Origin of the sequence: Paenibacillus sp. SN-8-1, assembly GCF_050995535.1 — a bacterium.
Classification (GTDB): domain Bacteria; phylum Bacillota; class Bacilli; order Paenibacillales; family Paenibacillaceae; genus Fontibacillus.
Genome location: NZ_CP194782.1, coordinates 2,194,306 through 2,211,414, shown reverse-complemented (window position 1 = coordinate 2,211,414; position 17,109 = coordinate 2,194,306). Strand labels below are relative to the sequence as shown.

Annotated in this window: 17 protein-coding genes; 7 read left to right on the top strand and 10 right to left on the bottom strand. The window is 43.8% G+C overall.

All coding sequences use genetic code 11. From position 1 onward, the window contains the following. Positions 1-57 precede the first annotated feature (57 nt). Positions 58-582 (bottom strand): spore coat protein GerQ, encoded by a 525-nt coding sequence (gene gerQ / locus ACRRNK_RS10440; protein WP_433946664.1) that lies wholly within the window; start codon positions 580-582, stop codon positions 58-60. Positions 583-995: 413 nt separating this feature from the next. Between gerQ and ACRRNK_RS10435 the strand changes: the two genes are divergently transcribed. After that, positions 996-2,324, top strand: coding sequence for an FAD-dependent oxidoreductase (locus tag ACRRNK_RS10435; RefSeq protein ID WP_433946663.1), 1,329 nt, complete (start codon positions 996-998; stop codon positions 2,322-2,324). 111 nt (positions 2,325-2,435) lie between these two features. Here the strand turns inward: ACRRNK_RS10435 and ACRRNK_RS10430 are convergent, their stop codons facing one another. The 3 genes from ACRRNK_RS10430 to ACRRNK_RS10420 form a co-directional block, all read right to left on the bottom strand. Further along, complete coding sequence (locus ACRRNK_RS10430; protein WP_433946662.1) at positions 2,436-2,861, bottom strand: DUF2500 domain-containing protein; 426 nt, start codon at positions 2,859-2,861, stop codon at positions 2,436-2,438. A gap of 135 nt (positions 2,862-2,996) precedes the next feature. Next, positions 2,997-4,277: a WD40/YVTN/BNR-like repeat-containing protein gene (locus tag ACRRNK_RS10425; protein WP_433946661.1), complete on the bottom strand. Its 1,281-nt coding sequence runs from the start codon at positions 4,275-4,277 to the stop codon at positions 2,997-2,999. Between the two features lie 72 nt (positions 4,278-4,349). Beyond that, positions 4,350-5,330, bottom strand: a complete 981-nt coding sequence (locus ACRRNK_RS10420) for a polysaccharide deacetylase family protein (RefSeq protein WP_433946660.1) — start codon at positions 5,328-5,330, stop codon at positions 4,350-4,352. Between the two features lie 324 nt (positions 5,331-5,654). Here ACRRNK_RS10420 and ACRRNK_RS10415 point away from each other — a divergent pair, with 324 nt between their 5' ends. Beyond that, entirely contained in the window at positions 5,655-6,584 is a 930-nt protein-coding gene (locus tag ACRRNK_RS10415; protein WP_433946659.1) for an L-lactate dehydrogenase, read from the top strand. Positions 6,585-6,691: 107 nt separating this feature from the next. On the opposite strand, the gene ACRRNK_RS10410 is transcribed toward ACRRNK_RS10415, so the two are convergent. The 4 genes from ACRRNK_RS10410 to ACRRNK_RS10395 form a co-directional block, all read right to left on the bottom strand. Next, a complete protein-coding gene (locus ACRRNK_RS10410; RefSeq protein ID WP_433946658.1) occupies positions 6,692-8,242 on the bottom strand; it encodes a 2-isopropylmalate synthase in 1,551 nt (516 codons plus the stop codon). Between the two features lie 817 nt (positions 8,243-9,059). Next, entirely contained in the window at positions 9,060-10,151 is a 1,092-nt protein-coding gene (locus ACRRNK_RS10405; RefSeq protein ID WP_433946657.1) for a DUF3900 domain-containing protein, read from the bottom strand. Between the two features lie 56 nt (positions 10,152-10,207). Further along, positions 10,208-11,128, bottom strand: a complete 921-nt coding sequence (locus ACRRNK_RS10400) for a tyrosine-type recombinase/integrase (protein WP_433946656.1) — start codon at positions 11,126-11,128, stop codon at positions 10,208-10,210. A gap of 206 nt (positions 11,129-11,334) precedes the next feature. Next, positions 11,335-11,799, bottom strand: a complete 465-nt coding sequence (locus ACRRNK_RS10395; protein WP_433946655.1) for an Hsp20/alpha crystallin family protein — start codon at positions 11,797-11,799, stop codon at positions 11,335-11,337. A gap of 145 nt (positions 11,800-11,944) precedes the next feature. Between ACRRNK_RS10395 and ACRRNK_RS10390 the strand changes: the two genes are divergently transcribed. Genes ACRRNK_RS10390 through ACRRNK_RS10370 form a run of 5 tightly spaced genes read left to right on the top strand, consistent with a single transcriptional unit; the run spans position 11,945 to position 13,728 of the window. Continuing rightward, on the top strand, positions 11,945-12,181 hold the full coding sequence (locus ACRRNK_RS10390) for a spore germination protein (RefSeq protein ID WP_433946654.1): 237 nt from the start codon (positions 11,945-11,947) through the stop codon (positions 12,179-12,181). Positions 12,182-12,197: 16 nt separating this feature from the next. Beyond that, the gene (locus tag ACRRNK_RS10385) at positions 12,198-12,473 is read left to right on the top strand and encodes a spore germination protein GerPB (protein ID WP_433946653.1); all 276 of its coding nucleotides are present in this window, start codon (positions 12,198-12,200) and stop codon (positions 12,471-12,473) included. Positions 12,474-12,524: 51 nt separating this feature from the next. After that, positions 12,525-13,124, top strand: coding sequence for a spore germination protein GerPC (gene gerPC / locus ACRRNK_RS10380; protein ID WP_433946652.1), 600 nt, complete (start codon positions 12,525-12,527; stop codon positions 13,122-13,124). 20 nt (positions 13,125-13,144) lie between these two features. Next, on the top strand, positions 13,145-13,321 hold the full coding sequence (locus tag ACRRNK_RS10375) for a hypothetical protein (RefSeq protein ID WP_433946651.1): 177 nt from the start codon (positions 13,145-13,147) through the stop codon (positions 13,319-13,321). After that, complete coding sequence (locus tag ACRRNK_RS10370) at positions 13,318-13,728, top strand: spore germination protein GerPE (protein WP_433946650.1); 411 nt, start codon at positions 13,318-13,320, stop codon at positions 13,726-13,728. Before ACRRNK_RS10375 ends, ACRRNK_RS10370 begins: the two co-directional genes overlap by 4 nt. A 251-nt stretch (positions 13,729-13,979) precedes the next feature. Here the strand turns inward: ACRRNK_RS10370 and ACRRNK_RS10365 are convergent, their stop codons facing one another. Both ACRRNK_RS10365 and ACRRNK_RS10360 read right to left on the bottom strand, forming a co-directional pair. Further along, complete coding sequence (locus ACRRNK_RS10365; RefSeq protein WP_433946649.1) at positions 13,980-15,215, bottom strand: alpha/beta hydrolase family protein; 1,236 nt, start codon at positions 15,213-15,215, stop codon at positions 13,980-13,982. A 701-nt stretch (positions 15,216-15,916) separates the two neighbouring features. After that, positions 15,917-17,098 (bottom strand): type III PLP-dependent enzyme, encoded by a 1,182-nt coding sequence (locus tag ACRRNK_RS10360; protein WP_433946858.1) that lies wholly within the window; start codon positions 17,096-17,098, stop codon positions 15,917-15,919. Positions 17,099-17,109: the final 11 nt, after the last annotated feature.

The following is a 17,109-nucleotide window of genomic DNA, read 5'->3' as shown; positions in this document are numbered from 1 at the left end:
CATTCAGGCCTAGCGTGATTGGTTGTATTTTAAGTATTGTGGTATTACACGAGCTTATTATCTTGTCGATTGTGCAGGCGGATTACCAATTACCCCTGGGTATTGATAGACTAAAGGCTGATCAAAAGTAGCATAATCCAGATTAACCATAAGCAGGATTGTACGCATTCCTGTATTCGGATCGCTGATGATAATATGGTCCCGACCGGCAGCTTCGAGCACACCTTTAAATATTTTTGCATTCCACTCTCTGTTGTTCTCATATGTCATGTAGAACGTGCCGACCTTACCCAAATTCAGACGTAAAATATTCTCAATGAAGGACTGCTCTGTGAGGCTCGGTGGAGATACCACAACGGTTCCTTGAGGTGTAATTTGATTTCCGCTTAAAGGCGGCGGGAAAGTACCAGGATTTCCCGTAGCTGGCCCAGTTGTAGAACCCATGTTGGGGCCCATACCAGGGCCTAAACCGCTTCCCATGGGAGACCCCATACCTGGTCCCGAATTGTTCCCCATTGGCGCTCCTAAGTTGCTACTGTTACCAACTCTGTAAGTAACCGGACGATATTGCGGATTATACATAACTAGCATCCTCCTCAAAAATTAAATCTTGGTTTTTTAATACACATTTGGACAATCTTCTGGAGTAGGGAAGAAAAAGCAGTGAGCCTTATAACGGCCGACGTTAGCCTGACGGCCATGCGGCTTCCTCCCTTAACACTCTTCATCAACGGTATATCCTATGTGCATTCGCCTATTTTGTGACTATAAAAACTGTTAAATTTCCACTAATTTCGCTCGATTTAAGGAAATGATTGCGATACCAAGTGTGTACAAACCGTGTCTATTTCTATGGACGCGCTTTCATGAATAGCATATACTATTAGTGAATCCTTGCTTATGAATGAGTGGAATGAGCTTTGGTTACATACGTTTCTCGTAGCTCATCCAGTTGAAGTGGTTTTAAGTCCGCAGAACTTTTAGGAGGTACGTTCATGAAGATCGCAATTATCGGTGGAGGTTTAGCTGGTTTGACCGCCGCCGCCTATTTATCCGAAAACCGCGAATTGGAAGGCACAGTATTCGAACGCAGTCCACAGCTCGGCGGCCGAGCTTTTACGTACCAGAAATCAGGCTTTACCCTCAATTATGGGGCCCATGCTATTTACGGAATCGATCGTCATACCCTTCATCATATGGAAGAAGATCTCGGTCTGGTTTTTGAGAGTAAGCAGGTAGATAAGCGCAAAGTTGTATACGCCAAAAAAGATCACCTGACACCGGCTCCACTTGATTTTGTCAACATTATGAAGACCGATGTTTTGACCGCAATGGAGAAAGTACGCTTTGTGGCTGAGATCGCGGCAATCATCGGTAATGTCCATCATTTGAAAAACTATGCAACACTAGGTGACTATCTGGATCAATCACATGCTGCGGATGATGTTAAAGAGTTATGGCAGCACTTAGTGTGTTCCAATTTCTTCATTACCCCCTCGGATGCTCGTAAAGTGTCCGGTGAAGTAATCGCGGAATATTATCATAATCTCTTCCTCTCTTCCAAACCTGTGAACTATATCCTTGGCAGCTGGGCTACAATTACGGATCAGCTTCAGGACAAGATTGACCGCAATGAGAAATGGAATATCGCCCTCAAAGAACCTGTTGAAACTATAATTCAGGAGAACGGCAAATTCCTCCTTAAGACAAAAAATCATGAAGCACTTGAATTCGATAAGGTTGTTATTGCTACCCCGGTTCAACAAGCAGTAAAGCTGCTTGAGAATACCGAATGGGGCGTGCATCTTGAGCTTTACAAGGACAACACCCCTACCGAAGTTATGGTATACGATATTGGTTTCAAAGAGGTCGTAGCAAGACCGTTCCACTATATTAGTGACATGACGAACAAGATGTTCATCAGTGACGTCTCGGCCACGGATTATACCGTAGTACCCGAAGGCGGACAGCTGCTGCAGGGCATTGCTTATCTAAATGACGACTTCAAGGATGAAGAAGAACGGAAAGCATACCTGGAGAAGAAGACTGAGAACATGGAAGCTCTGTTCGATAAGTATTATCCTGGCTGGCGAGAAGCTGTGGAGGTCAAGCGAGTCTCGAAGAAAGCGATGGTCTCGAGTGTGAAGAATATCAGTACGAACCGCTTGCTTCCCAATCGGCTGCCTGATGTACCTTTCTTCTTTTGTGGTGATGGTTGTGTGGGCAAGGGAGAACTGGCGGAACGAGCATTCTCCAGTGGCCGCAAGGTAGCCTTGAAGCTGCTTAACCAGATGATCAAACCCGAGCAGCTGGCATCTCAATAGTGAATATTAGACTAGACCTCCGAATTTATTTGGAGGTCTTTACCTTTTTAATTGGGCACTTAGTTAAAAGACCACCTTCACACAAGTGTGAAAGATGGTCAAGACGTAGCCTTACATTTGGGAGTGTCTCCGTACATTTCTTCGATCAAGTGAAGTATCTGCGTGTATCCGTCCATACCGTTCAAATCCAAGATAACGACTTCCCTGAAAGGTCAGCTTCCCTTCATCACCTTCTGAAGAATGGCCAAATTCCTCTCCGCTCACCCGGAATTCCAGCCGATCCCCGCTCTCCACTTCAAAGGTCAAGTAATATGTAGTACTGGAATGATGAGCTGAGGAATCTGAGTCATGATGATGTGAGACAGCGGTTCTCTTACTGCTTATTATGGAGTTGACACTGAGAACCGGCTGCTTGTTGTTGCTAAACCACCGGTATACCCCTCCAGACACAGATACTAGAAAAATGATGATGACAATTAAAAAGAAAATTGGAAAGATGGTCCCAGCTATGTCGAACACTTCAAAGCCAGATTGCATGATTGTCTGCCCCCTTCCCATCGCACCAAGGAAAGCATCACTTTCCATATACTCATGTATATGCTTGTAAGTGAGAAAATTGTATTCCCCCAAACACGAAATGGACAATAACGAAAAAAAACTGACACGGCTTGTTCAAAGCACGTGCCAGCGTATACCGCCATCTTGAGTCTGTAACAATAAGGAACGTTTAAGTTCATTATTCTGCACTAAAAGCCAGCCGACCTTCGAGGAATAGAATTGGAACTTCACGATTTCTGGATACTTATTCATGGTTATCTTAAGCACCGAACTTTCAGGTAGCTCGTCCCATTTAACCCCCTGGGATGTGGTGTGAAATACTTTACCAGCTTGAAGTGCCCATCCTTCCTTACTATTAAGGAAAGTCGGGGACAACTGTTGGTTCACGCCGGATTGCCAACCAATTGGGAATGAAACGAATTTCCAGGTCCCCCCAAAGTCTGCGGTGTAATAAGCATTAAACTTCGTCTGTTCGCTGCGGGTACAGCCTACCGAGATCCAGCCTTCCTTAGATCCGCCACCAAAGAAGGCGGGAGCGCTGCTGGTGAAATGTTCGCAGTCCTGGTATTTATTCTTATTGAAAAAGCTCTTGTTCTCCTTCCAGGTTACTCCTCCATCGGTTGTGATGTGAAGCTGTGGTTCACCTAGACGAGTCGAAGTCACATATCCGTGTTGTGCATCCGTGAACACCATACCACTTAATGAACCAATCGCCGGATTTGGACTACCGCCTCTCATTTCCGCGTTGGCCGAATTGTCCATGATTTTCTCCCAATTCACTCCACCATCTTCCGTTCGGTACAAGCTCTTATGCATTTCTATCATATCCTGGTCATCTTCGGTAATAATCCAGCCGACATTCTTCGAGATAAAGAAAATTGCAGAGGATTTTGCCTGCTCAGGCAAGGAGGCCAATTTCCAATTAGCGCCTCCGTCTACCGTACGCAGTACGACCGTCTCTGCTGACCCCAATGAATTTCTAACAATCCATCCGGTAAGAGAGTCAATAAAAAATATATTCTTACCGTAATGGGGATTGCTCTGGAATTGAACTGAAGAAGATGGAGAGATGTTTTTCCATACTTTCCCGTTGTCTTGTGTCAGATACAGCCGTAATTCGTTACGTGTCAAACCCCAAGCAATGCCAGTTGTATCCGATATAAGCTGGAAATCAGACAGTCTCGTCTGGATCTGATACTTCTCTGTACTTGCGGGCCCTACATTATCATTAATTTTGTTCATACTATTCTGCTCAATTACTGTAATTGTCTGTCCCGAATCTTGTATCTCGTCATGTGCAGGGACTGAAGCTTCGTTCGATGTATCTGAAGTACAGGCAGTTAACAGTACACCCATTATCAATGCGATCAAGGTAATAGAACGCCATGCGGCCAAAGAACAATCCCCTCCTCTAAGAAGTAGTTAAATAACTCATAAACTATAGTATATCATAATGACTTCATGCAATCACAAACGGGAGTCTTTCCCGAAATTGACAACGACATGATGATCTGGCTTGTATACCGCGAAAGAGTAACCTTGGTGCTGTAAGTAGGCAATGATCTGAGGAAGTGCCTGAACGGTCTGTTTTTTCTCATGCATAAGAATAACTTCTTGTTTACGGTGAATCTGACGCTTCACCTGCTGAACTACCTTATCGGGCTTACCTTCATAACTCCAGTCTTTGGAATCCACGGTCCAATCCCACATTTTAAAGCCTGCTTCAAATATATCTGTACGGAAATTGTATCCGATCTGTGGAGCACTTCCGTAAGGAGCCCGGATCAGGCTGGACTTAACCCCTGTAAGCTTATAGAGCAAAGCCTGCTCTTGCTTAAACTCTTGAATGAAATGTTCCGAACTGCCACTCTTATAGAGCTGGTTATAATTATGACTCATACTATGAAGACCGGGATAGTGACCCTCATGAATAAGTCGTTCTACTGATGACTTCTCGTCTTGAAGCTGGGAACCAATCATGAAGAATGTAGCATGGATATCGTTCTTGCTCAGAATATTCAGGATTTGATCCGTGTATTGGTTAGGACCATCATCAAAGGTTAGATATACAATTTTCGTTTTCTGAAGTGCGGCGGCTGTGGCGTCTGTAGCAATTTTAGAGTCTTGGCTAGGAGACTTATCCCCTTTAGCAGCAGGGAGCTGTGGGTCTTTCTTTTGGTCCTGTCCCTTATTCTGATCCTTAGTTGAAGCTTGCTTATGATCGTCTGATGGGACAAGTGAATCCGGCTGCTTGGAATTCAAGGTTGTTAGCTTTGGAAGGGTTGCGCCCGATTGCTCTTGTCTAATGTTGTAGGATAATATAACTGTTAGTGCGATAGCGCTTAATAGAATCAAATTGATAGTGATAATGAGCCGATTTCTTTTTTTCTTAGCCTGGTTTGCTCGTTCAATCCGTGTTTCGTTACTCCGCTCCATGACAAAATTCACCGTTTTCCTCTCTATTTTATAATATAAGGATAATATAAATAGTTAGGGGGAATCTTACAGAAAGGTTACACCTATGGTTACAATCTCCTAAACTATTATACATTAACCAAAATAGTTAACATAATTATTGTTATGTCAATTAATTTAAGGTTATCTCTTTTTCCGTGTACAATAGTACTAGGCTAGCAACAATTTCCTCTATACATAATGAAGAACCAGATTACCTAAGGAAGTTGTAAATCCCCTAATATTGGGTATAAATGGGGAGAGCTTTTGTGCCAATCTAATTAACGAGCAATTAACTTTACCTGAGGAGATGATTTAATGACAACATCCAAAATGAGTTCCAGCAGAGTTGTAATCATTGGAACCGGCGCGGTTGGAGCGACCACTGCCTACACTTTACTACTAAGAGAGCGTGTCTCGGAGCTCGTATTGATTGATGCCAATCATGAGAAGGCACTTGGTGAAGCGCTAGATATGAATCATGGGCTGCCTTTCACAGGTGGAGTTAAATTGTGGGCTGGGGATTACAGTGACTGTGCGGGTGCTGACATCGTTATTATCGCGGCCGGAGCATCCCAGCGTCCTGGAGAGACACGAATTGATTTATTGAAACGGAACGCAGGCATTTTCGACAGCATTATTCAGAACATTGTGAAATATAACGATCACGGGATCATCCTCGTGGCAACCAATCCGGTGGATATTCTGACTTATGTGTCCTGGAAAAAGAGCGGCTTCCCTACCAACCGTGTTATCGGATCGGGTACATTGCTTGACAGTGCACGATTCCGTTATTTGATCGGCCAGAATAAAGGAATTAACCCGCGCAGTATACATGCGCATATCGTTGGTGAACATGGCGATTCCGAGCTGCCGCTGTGGAGTTTGGCAAATGTAGCTGGAGTAGGTCTGGAATTCGAAGAAAAGGAACGCGAAGATATTTTCTTCCGTACCAAGAATGCGGCATATGAGATTATTAACGCCAAGGGCTCTACATCCTATGCGATTGCTCTTGCTTTGGACCGGATTGTTGTGTCCATTCTTCAAGACGAAGGGTCGGTTCTGAACGTCTCTACACTGCTAACCGATTACAAAGGAATTTCCGATGTATATCTTGGAGTACCGAGTGTTGTTGATCGCTCAGGTGTTAGAGAAGTTCTGGATCTTAACCTTAACGATCAGGAACTCGAGCAGCTTCGCGCCTCAGCGAACAAACTTAAATCCGAGATCGAGAAGCTAGAACTCTAAAACAGGGCAACAGACGGATCGCAAGCGTCCGTCTGTTTTTTTAATTGTCTAAGCATTAGTGCCCTGGGTTGAATGTAGCTGAACAGCCGCTTCAGTTAAGTATATCGTTAAGACTGGATGGATATGTTTCCTTCCCGTTCCGGATCTCTTTTACGCGCAGCCAGCCTGTTCAAGGCATCCAGATATGCTTTGGCGCTGGCCTCTATAATGTCGGTACTTATCCCTCTACCCGTTGCCGAAATGTCATCCATTTGAAGAACAACATGAACCTCCCCCAAGGCGTCAGTACCTTGAGTTACGGAGTGAATCTTGTAATCCTCAAGCTGGGTGTGAAGTCCGGTCGCTTTGTCAATCGCGCGATATACGGCATCAACGGAACCATTGCCTATGGATGCCTCTTGGACACTGCTGCCATCCTCCATAATAACCCGAATCGCCGCGGTCGGAAGTGAATGATTGCCATAGGACACCTGAATACTATCCAGCTTATAAGGAACGGGACCTTCTGTAACATTCTCCTCCATAATGGCCCGGATATCTTCAGTAAGCACCTCTTTCTTACGGTCAGCCAAATCTTTAAATTTGGCAAAGGCAATATTTAATTGCTCCTCATCCGGCGTGTAACCAAGGTCGATCAGCCGTTCTTTAAAAGCGTGTCTTCCTGAATGCTTGCCAAGCACCAGCTTACTTGCGCTAATGCCAATCGTCTCAGGGCTTATGATCTCATAGGTAGCACGGTTCTTCAGCATCCCATCCTGATGAATGCCTGATTCATGAGCGAAGGCATTGGCACCGACAATGGCTTTGTTGCCAGGAACCGTCATCCCCGTCAGCTTACTCACAAGCCGGCTGGTACGATAGATCTCGCTAAGTACCATTGAAGTTCTTGCTCCTCCGTAACTGTCTCCACGAGTCTCTAGTGCGAGCGCAACTTCTTCAATTGCTGTATTCCCTGCACGTTCTCCAATCCCGTTAATGGTGCCTTCAATCTGATCCACGCCGCCTTCGATTGCTGCAAGTGTATTCGCAGTTGCCAAACCCAGATCATCATGACAATGGGTGCTGAGCTGAATACGTTCAATTCCCTTCACCCTTTCCTTTACAGTCTTGAAAATACGTCCAAACTGCTCCGGAGTTGCGAATCCCACTGTATCCGGCAGGTTAACCACAGTAGCACCGGCCCGGATAGCCCGGTCTGTAACTTCACATAGAAAATCGAGTTCAGTACGGCTGGCATCCTCAGCCGAGAACTCCACCTTATTGAAATACTTCCGGCCATATCGGATAGCCGCTTCAAGTGTGTCAAGCACCTTATTCTTATCCATACGAAGTTTATATTCCCGGTGTATAGGTGAGGTGGCCAGGAATAGATGCAGACAAGGATCAACAGCATCTTTCAAAGCTTCTCTCGCAGCATCAATATCCTGCTCTCTTGATCTTGAGAAGGCTACTACCGTAGCGTTCGTAATGACCTTGGCGACTTCCTGCACACTCGTAACCTCCCCTCTTGAAGTAATGGGGAACCCGGCCTCAATGCGGTCAATACCCAGACGCTGAAGCTGAAGAGCGATCTCAACCTTCTCCTGTGAAGATAGGCTAACCCCCGGTGATTGCTCCCCATCTCTCAGCGTTGTGTCCAATACATAAATTTTGCGCATGATCATTCCACCTTTTCGTTATTTTTATATATAAAAAAACCTCTCTCACCCCTGCTGCAGCTTGTGCAACAGGGGCGAAAGAGGATTTTTCTTCCACGGTACCACCCTGATTCACTGCAAAGCGCTCAGCCTTGCAGTCTCAGTAGATCACAGCTTATGCTATGATCCTGCACGTGTAACGGGTGCAAACCGGCTCTTCCTACGCTGATCTTACAAGATTCAGAAGAGCTGCTCTAAGGCGAGTTGGCTTCGGGTTTAAGACGATGATTCCACCAATCTCATCGCTCTCTGGACTTAAGGGCCCGTATGCCTGCTCCTTATCATTGCATTATGATATAGCTAAAAATAAATAAAACCCCATTCATCCCACGCAGTTGAAAAAATGCGATCAGGGACGAAAGGGGTTATCTTCCGTGGTACCACCCATGTTCACAGTGCCCTGTTAAGGATCACTGTCTCATGAAAGCTAAGCCATGCTTAGATTTCGCACGATAACGGGTGCAACTCGGCTGTTCTTGATGGATAATCCATTATGGGAACAGCAGCTCCAAGGTGAGACGGATTCGGAATTACGGTGGAGATTTCAGCACACTCCCCACTCTCTGCAACATAATTGCTCGAGTCCTGCTCCTTTTCAATGCCGATGTATTTGAAAGGTTGAAGCTATTATATGCAGGATGGAAGAAATTAGTCAACAATTTTATGTAAAATTATCACAGTAACCCCTAGAATCCTTATGTACCAAGGGTTCTAGAGGTTATTTAATGATATGAATAATATTAGTTAATGGGATTAATTATATGGAATTTTACCGAATTTAGAACGGATATTCTTCAGTTTCTTCATCTTTCTTCTGAATAATTCGCTCCGCGACAACCTCGAATGATTCAGGCTGCAGCAGTTCAACAGGAGAGAATCCTTTATCGAATACGAACGAGTCACCTTCCAGGATTACTGCGTACCTTCCATTCACTTTCGCGATGTGAATTTTATCGCCGAAGTCAGCAAGTCTCCCCCGGACCATAGTATCCCCGATTCGAAATTTCAGCTCGATCTCAGGTTTAATCTCTATGATTCTCTCCGCCGCCTCTACTACCGCCTCAGGCTCCCATTTCTCCTGAATATCCCGTTTCTCGCTTGCAGCCCAAAATTCCAGTTCTCTTTCCACATGCTGACGTTCCTCATGAGTCTCATCCGGCCACTTTGTCTCTACATAATCTTGAACAAAATTCATGACATGGTCATTAACGATCTCTGGAATTGACTGTTCGTAGGTCACAAACTTCAAAAAATCTTCAAAATAACGAGCGTGTGAAGATTGGTGAATCTTAAGCTCCCACTCCTCGAACATACCCTCTTCCGGCATATATGGATATTGAATAGACTTCATATTGCGGGCACTAATAGCCATTTCAACCTGGTTAACCAGGCTCTTCTCATCAGAGATCCGGGCGATCTTCTGTTCAAAATCACATTTAAGTAAAAAGATAATAGGAGTATCTGAATGTGTTGCAAGCTCAGCCTGGACGATAATCATTGCTCCTCCCCGAACAGCGCTTGTATCCAGGTAACTGCGCATTAAATCATCACAGGCGTTCTTAAAGTCTTCTTTATCATCAGCTGCCCGCAGACGGGTGAACAGATTAAAGTTCGGATTGCTATCGAGCTCGTGTCCGGGTTCAACAATAAATGTACCTATCTTCGTCGGTGCCTGCTCAGCAGACGGGTTCTTTTCTACTTTACGTTTAGCAATTCGAGTGAACTCTCCATCAAGGAATTTCTTTATTTCACTATCAATATATTCATAGCCATCCAGTGTCTGATAATGCTTGTATGACCTTGTGCCCTGAGACTCGCTCCCTTCCACTTGAATAACAAAGAAGGATAAGTATTGAATTGAGAATTGCATGTCTAGACCCCTTTATAAGTGAAAATACATTAGTTTACATAATAAAAGTTATGTTATTAATGAAATGACGGAATTTGGATTTCTAACCGACCAACAGCTTCCTCTTTCTCCCGATTGGTAATATGAGTATAAATCGTAGTGGTCTGGATGGAGGAATGACCCAGCAATTCTTGAACGGTTCTTAAATCTGCACCTTTTCTCAGCAGCATAGTCGCAAATGAATGCCTTAGCTTATGACTTGAATAGGCAGCCCTTCGATCTGGAGGCACCTCATGCTGAAATCGATCAAAGGTATCCGCTGCAATTTGCTGTATACAGCGAATAGATAACCTTCTTCCTTTCTGCGAGATGAACATGGCTGTTTCTTTGGCTCTCCAAGGACTCAGGCGTTCCTGAATAGCTTGCTGAAGAACCTCGTTGACCGCATCTGGAACAGGGATCGAACGCCACTTGCGTCCTTTTCCGTACACGCTGAGCAGCTTCCTCTGCGGATTGAAATCAGCCAGGTTCAGCGCATGAACCTCTCCTACCCGAAGTCCCATGTATGACATTAGCAGGAACACTGCCATATTCCGAAGCCTGTGCTTGCCATCAACAGATTGCAGGAACTTGCTTAAATCCGTCTCATCCAAAAAAACAGGTGCACGGTTCTTGTCCATTTTCGATTTCTTAATCCCGGCAGCCGGATTGTCCGAATACAGCTCAAGCTCAATTAATGCTTTGAAAAAACAGTTCACCGAAGCATGCTTGCGGTTCCGTGTAGAGTCACTAACACCTCTCTCACGAACTGCTGATAAAAAGGCGACAACATGAAACTTTTTGACCGAGCCTAATGGTTTACCATTTAATGACCCTAGAAACTCATGTACATCACTAAGATAAGATTTCTGTGTATAGCTGGTGTAGCCCGCGTCTTTCATCCATATGAGGAAAGCTTCCAGCTCATCAGCATATAATTCTTCAATAGTGTCGTGCAAGAAGCTCCACTCCTTCGTTACCGGCATTTAATTTTAACACAGCGCTGTGTAGATCGCTTAAGAATTATGAAATATGTAAGGCCCAAGGGGTGAATTACAGATTAATCATTACGTGCTATTACTAGCGAATTGCAGTCTTAATTGATTGTAAGCAAAACAGCGTATAACATATATTATACGCTGTTTTTTAATAGATTTCACGACATTTATAAATATCTGATTGGCACTTCCTGAAATGCGCCACTTCTCAGCTTGGGCAGCTTAACTTCCAGAGATCCTGTCTTAAATGTGGCGCTGCTCTTTGCAGGATTAACTGGGGCAGGCAGCGTGATAATCTGCGGAGTCTTCCCTTCTTGCCGGCTATATTTCAATTGTGTCCGGCTTGCCTGAACCCAGAGATTCTCCGGGTGCATCTCCCGGGGAACGCTTATTTTGACTAATATAAAATGATGAGTGTCCAAAAGTTCATGCCTCATAGCCTTGCCGGCTGGCGCTTCCGTATCGAACAGACGGTGACCTGCCATGGCCTTGCTGATCGCATTCTCTACATATTTATCTACCTCTGACGGGTCTAAATTCAACTGCTCCTTGAACTCATTGAAAGGAAAGTGATTTTTAAAAAAAGAATCTTCACCAAGCCACTGGGCATTCATGTTCTTTTTTGTTCCCATGCTCTCTACTTCCTCCTGCCTTGCCAGCTTTTTCACTCAGAATATGTAGGCTTATCTCAAAGAGTGACACTTAGGCATACATCCACATACAATGTTCTGTACCATCAGACTATGACATCATTCAATCATTCTTACATGAACAGAGGTGAAGCCTGTGGTATCCATTATCGGCAATTTAAAAATCGTCAATGTTAATGCCAGCTCCACGGTGCTCATCGGGAACACAGCTTCAGTTGTGTTGAACAGTGATAATAAGCAATATGGCGGTGCCAACTCTTTTGCTGTTGGTGACTCGATAGGTACGGTGATTACCAACAACTCGTTAAGCAGCACGAATACGATGGACTCCGATCTTGTCGACCAGGCTGGAGGCTTGGGTTAAGAAATGAGGGACAAATATGGTTCTTACGGTTCACCAGACCATTACCATCCATCTGATCCGAATCAACAATATGACTAATTCCTCTGTTCTGCAAATTGGTACGTCAGGCGCCATTAGCGCTGGTTCGCAGATCTTAAGTACCGAGCCTACTGAGCCTGTAAGTGAAGAGCAGCCTGATCTTGAGCCAATTCCCTATAATGAGACGCCGTCGTTAATACTGCTGCCAGAACCGGCAACAGACATGTTTATGGCGCCCGCTGGAGAAGATGGCATTTCCGGCATGAATTCATAGAATTGATTCTCCCCTCTCCGCATACAATCCAACAGGAAGGGGGAGACTCCTGTGCATCCATATTATTATCAGCAGCTTGCCTCACAGCTGCAATCGATAACAGCAAGGCTGGACCAGCTAGAAGCATCTATTAAAGGACTCAGTCAAGCCATAGATGAGATGAAATCCTCGGCGACCGCTTCTACCGGAGGAGTCCAATATCATTTTGACTTATTAAAAATAGAAAAGCTTGAAGGCACTTTGAACATTGGAACCACCCCCGGGAATGGCCAATCCATAGAGCATATTGCAGTTGGTGATAAACAGACGCCTTCATCTGATCACAAGGATGTCAAAGATGCAGGGCTGGAAGAGATTAACCGTAGGGCGAAGGAACAGGTCATGTGCTTTCTAGACGAAGAAGTCCCCGTGCTGTTCAATAATATGCTTGCTGCACATCAGCTTAATTTAACCGATGCATACAAGCAACAAGTCATGGATGATATACGCCGTCAAATCGATGACCGGATACAGATCTATGCCAAACAAGTGAACGATCTTCCGGATCTTTCCGATCAGGAGCAAAAAATCGCTATGGTAACCACCCAACTGAAGCGGGATATTCAGACTGCGTTAAATACCCATATCAAACATACTCTATTAGGGAAGTGATTGTTATGAAGCTTAATGTCATGAATAAAGATCTGTATGTTGGCTCTCTTCGGATCGTTAGTGTAAGTCGTTCTTCGCTTGTCCACGCAGGAGATACCGGTTCGCTACAGCTCATCTCGCTCTATGATGCGAGCCAGGAGCCATTAAGCGGACCCAAGCCGGTATTTCTTCCACCTGCTCAGCAAATAAAAGTATGACTAGATCTCTCAAAGTGGATCAGATTTATATATTGGATGTATCCGATAGCTCGTCTTTCATTTACGGAGATACTGGAAATGCCTTCAGCCGTTCACGAACTATAGCCATAGAAAGAAGCATCCCGATATTTCGCCATGCGGAGGGCAGGTTCACGGACTTCTCTGTATTTACTAGATCTGTTCCCATTCAGACAGTCCAATCTCCCTCAATTTCAGCATTCCTTGCACACAACGAACTTAGCACAATCCATATAGACTCAATACATATCAATGAAGTTACCTCTTCATCCTCCATCCAAATCGGAGAGCTGCACCGTGGCAGCATGACCAGCCGGATGAAATATGTGAAGCAGGAAAGTGATATTGTATTAGGATCTTCCTTGGCGAAAAGCCTGAAAGTATATTAAAGTGGATACAAGTGAGGCGAAATGCAATATAGTTAACATAATTTTAGTTATGTCTATTATTTCTTAATACATGATACATATCATAGATATGTGGATGGTTGGAATACGAATGAAGTAGCTAGAATCATAATTGTACTGTTAGTATGAATTTTTCATATAGTGTAAGTTTATTATGGGTCACATCATGATTCCCCCGTTGAGCTTCTTCGTAAAACACCGGATGTAATTGGAATTCACCTTAAATTTCTCAATCATTTGCTTAAATCACTGCTTTTCATTAATTTCACTTCTGGATAAGCTGTGTTAGAGTCGTATAATAACTCTCCGCCTGTTCCCTTCAATTGCTTGTTGAAGAAGTTCAGTACATATTCATTCACGATTTTGGCGCCTCTATAACCATCGATACTTCCAGTCATCCCTGTTAGCCGTATGAGCTTGGAGTATAATTGCAGATCCGTAAAGTTATAATGCGAAGTACCTTGAATATACATTACCTCTCCTCCGCTCTTTACTACTTGATTCATGACCTTGAGCTCCGAGGAAATCATCTTGTTCAGTTTGGCATCGTGTATAGAGCCTTGCTTATATTTGGTAGTCCATGTATTAAAGTCCTCCGCCCTCAGGAACATAAATGGCTTAATTTTACCCTCAGGCAGGCTCAAATCATAGAGAGTCCCATCCATATTCACACCTGCTTTAACCTTGGGATTGAACTGCACTTCGTGAAAAGCCGTCGCTCCGCCAAATGAATGTCCCATGATTCCAATATTATTCATATCCAGTGCCCCTTTAAGGAAGCTGCTCTCGTCACCCGCATTCATCCGCTCAAATTGATCGATCACAAAATCGATATCTGCATTCCACACCTTACCGGTCTTTTTGGCATTTGTTAAGAGTTCTTCATCTCCAGCTCCAGAATTCCGTTCATATCCAGTCACTCTTCCATCCGGGAAAGCAGTGGCCGTTGTACTGTAGGTGTGATCGATTGCTGCCACAATATATCCATGACTGGCAAGGTTCTCTGCTTGTGAGATATGGAGGATACGGCCCGTACCTTCCCCATGAGAAAGAATGATAAGTGGATATGGCTTGGAAGGATGCAGAATACCCGCATTCTCATACGAATTGCTTTTGAAATATTTCCAGTAATCTAGAACAAATTCAGAAAGCTTTAATTTCGAGGCGTATGCATGAGCGTATTTTTGGAAAAGGTTTCTATCCTCCGGGAAGATAGAGGCTCTCTTCTTCCCTTGCTGCTTGACTGAAGGGTACCAGATCTGTACCATTAGCTCTCTTTTATCATCCAGATTCAAAGTGAATATTTCATCCCTACCAGCGTCTGTGAAATGGAAAGTGCGTGTGCCTACCGAATACGGTCCTTCCAGTTTAGGCAGCTCAACAACAGGTAAATATACACAAAGCAAAGTTGAAATTGCCAGAAGCAGCACTGATATCGAATACAAAACATAAGTCAGCGGCTTGGGCATTCTCCAAAGAGCTTTCTTGTTAGAGCTTTGCAAAAAGCATATTGATATGTAAATACATGCCGTGATATAGATGGGGAGCATTTGCCACCTATATCCTTCCCAGCTCAGTTGGATGATCGAATCTACCAGGAATGCCAAAGCGAGAACTAACCCCATTTTTTTCTCCGATTTCTTGAAAAATATCAAATATTGAAGCAGCGCCAAACAGGATATTAGCAATATAATCTCATAAATCCTCATCGTTTCCTCCTAGTCAGTTCTATTTCAGGCATCTTAATGTTTGACATTACGATTCTGATTGATTACACCTTCCTTTCAACCACTTTGATCATAATGGACTCTGATTAAAATAAGAGAGCCCTCAGCTTTAAAATCTGATTAAATTCAAATTAAAACAACGGTTTAGAATGAATGCGTAATTTCGAAGCCTTGAGTTAACATAATATTTATTATTTATACCAAGGTCTCTTTTTCGTTAAAACTAATTTTCTTTTGAGCAAGGTATAGTAACATGTAGAAATTTTCGATACCGTAACTAGATAAATATCAATAATTGTTTTTCTATTATGAATTTTTCATATGTTGATTTTTTATATTCTTCAAATAGTTTTTAACTTACTTGCCAATTTGCTAATGTAAAATCAAATCACACAAAAAGGACAGCCCTCCTAAGGAGTAGCTGCCCTTTATTTAAATACCTACTAAATGTACACCATTTTGGGATGCGGGTGACTTAAAAAGTCATGGTGAGAGATTGCCCATCCGTATGCACCTGCAAGAACAAACATAATCAAATCTCCACTTCGTATTCTTGACAACGGAATATTGTCCGCGAACACGTCTTTGGGTGTGCAAAGCTGACCAACAATCGTCACAGGCGCATCAACTGCCGTTGGACGATGGAAAGAATAATCCCACTCGTCGCGCTCTACGATCTCGAAAGGATGATTATGCTTCCAGGATACAGGGAGCCGGAAATGCTGTGTTCCGCCTCGTACTATGGCATACGTTTTTCCATGATTGCGCTTCACATCAATGACTTCGGTCACATAGGTTCCACAGAAAGCAGCCAAATATCTTCCACACTCAAAGTTTAATTTGAGCTTACCGCTGGAGATAAGTTGATTGCTTTGTCCAAGCTGATGCAGTCCGTTGGTGAATCTTTGCCAATCAAACTGCTGTTCCAAATCCGCGTAGTTGACCCCAATCCCGCCACCTGCATTCAAAATAAGACGATCCAGCTTGTACATAGGCATCCATGCCTCTACCTTGTCGATATAACGACCTATTAATGAAAGGTGCTGTTCCGCCTCCATCTGATTGGAGACCGTATGGAGATGGAACCCGGCCATTCGGAGAAAGCGGGAACTTTCCAAAATATAAGCCGCTGCCTCTAAATCTCCTTCCTCCATACCAAATTGAGTCGGCCTTCCTCCCATCTGAAGTGTTGCCTCCGGTACATCGTTCTCCATGCTAATATTGACCCGAAGCAAAATTGTAATCTCTGTTTCTAGCTTTTCTGCTATAAGCATTAACCGCCTTAATTCATGCAGACTCTCTACGTGAATACGCTCCACATGAAGTAGGACCGCTTCACGTAGCTCTTCATCGGTTTTACCAGGCCCACCGAAGATGATTGGCACATCATCGCTCACCGCTCTTGCCTTTCTAATCTCTCCGATTGAGGCAGTCTCAAATCCAGTAACATACGGATGAATGGTATTCAAAATCGGTTCTTCGCTGTTAGCCTTCATGGCATAATACATCTGACAATAGTCTGGAAGTGCATGAGTCACATTCGATGCGTGTTCTTTTAGCGACTCAAGATCATACACAAAAGCGCATAAGAGATCGCCGCTATCTCTTTTTTCATGTCCTTGTATCCATGTCTTTG

Excerpts from the sequence above, each read along its gene's own strand:
- ACRRNK_RS10410 (WP_433946658.1), bottom strand. The coding sequence starts at position 8,242 with ATGCGCAAAATTTATGTATTGGACACAACGCTGAGAGATGGGGAGCAA.
- ACRRNK_RS10370 (WP_433946650.1), top strand. The coding sequence starts at position 13,318 with ATGACTAGATCTCTCAAAGTGGATCAGATTTATATATTGGATGTATCC.
- ACRRNK_RS10375 (WP_433946651.1), top strand. The coding sequence starts at position 13,145 with ATGAATAAAGATCTGTATGTTGGCTCTCTTCGGATCGTTAGTGTAAGT.
- ACRRNK_RS10430 (WP_433946662.1), bottom strand. The coding sequence starts at position 2,861 with ATGCAATCTGGCTTTGAAGTGTTCGACATAGCTGGGACCATCTTTCCA.
- gerQ (WP_433946664.1), bottom strand. The coding sequence starts at position 582 with ATGTATAATCCGCAATATCGTCCGGTTACTTACAGAGTTGGTAACAGT.
- ACRRNK_RS10405 (WP_433946657.1), bottom strand. The coding sequence starts at position 10,151 with ATGCAATTCTCAATTCAATACTTATCCTTCTTTGTTATTCAAGTGGAA.
- ACRRNK_RS10385 (WP_433946653.1), top strand. The coding sequence starts at position 12,198 with ATGGTTCTTACGGTTCACCAGACCATTACCATCCATCTGATCCGAATC.
- ACRRNK_RS10435 (WP_433946663.1), top strand. The coding sequence starts at position 996 with ATGAAGATCGCAATTATCGGTGGAGGTTTAGCTGGTTTGACCGCCGCC.
- ACRRNK_RS10395 (WP_433946655.1), bottom strand. The coding sequence starts at position 11,799 with ATGGGAACAAAAAAGAACATGAATGCCCAGTGGCTTGGTGAAGATTCT.
- ACRRNK_RS10415 (WP_433946659.1), top strand. The coding sequence starts at position 5,655 with ATGACAACATCCAAAATGAGTTCCAGCAGAGTTGTAATCATTGGAACC.
- ACRRNK_RS10365 (WP_433946649.1), bottom strand. The coding sequence starts at position 15,215 with ATGCCCAAGCCGCTGACTTATGTTTTGTATTCGATATCAGTGCTGCTT.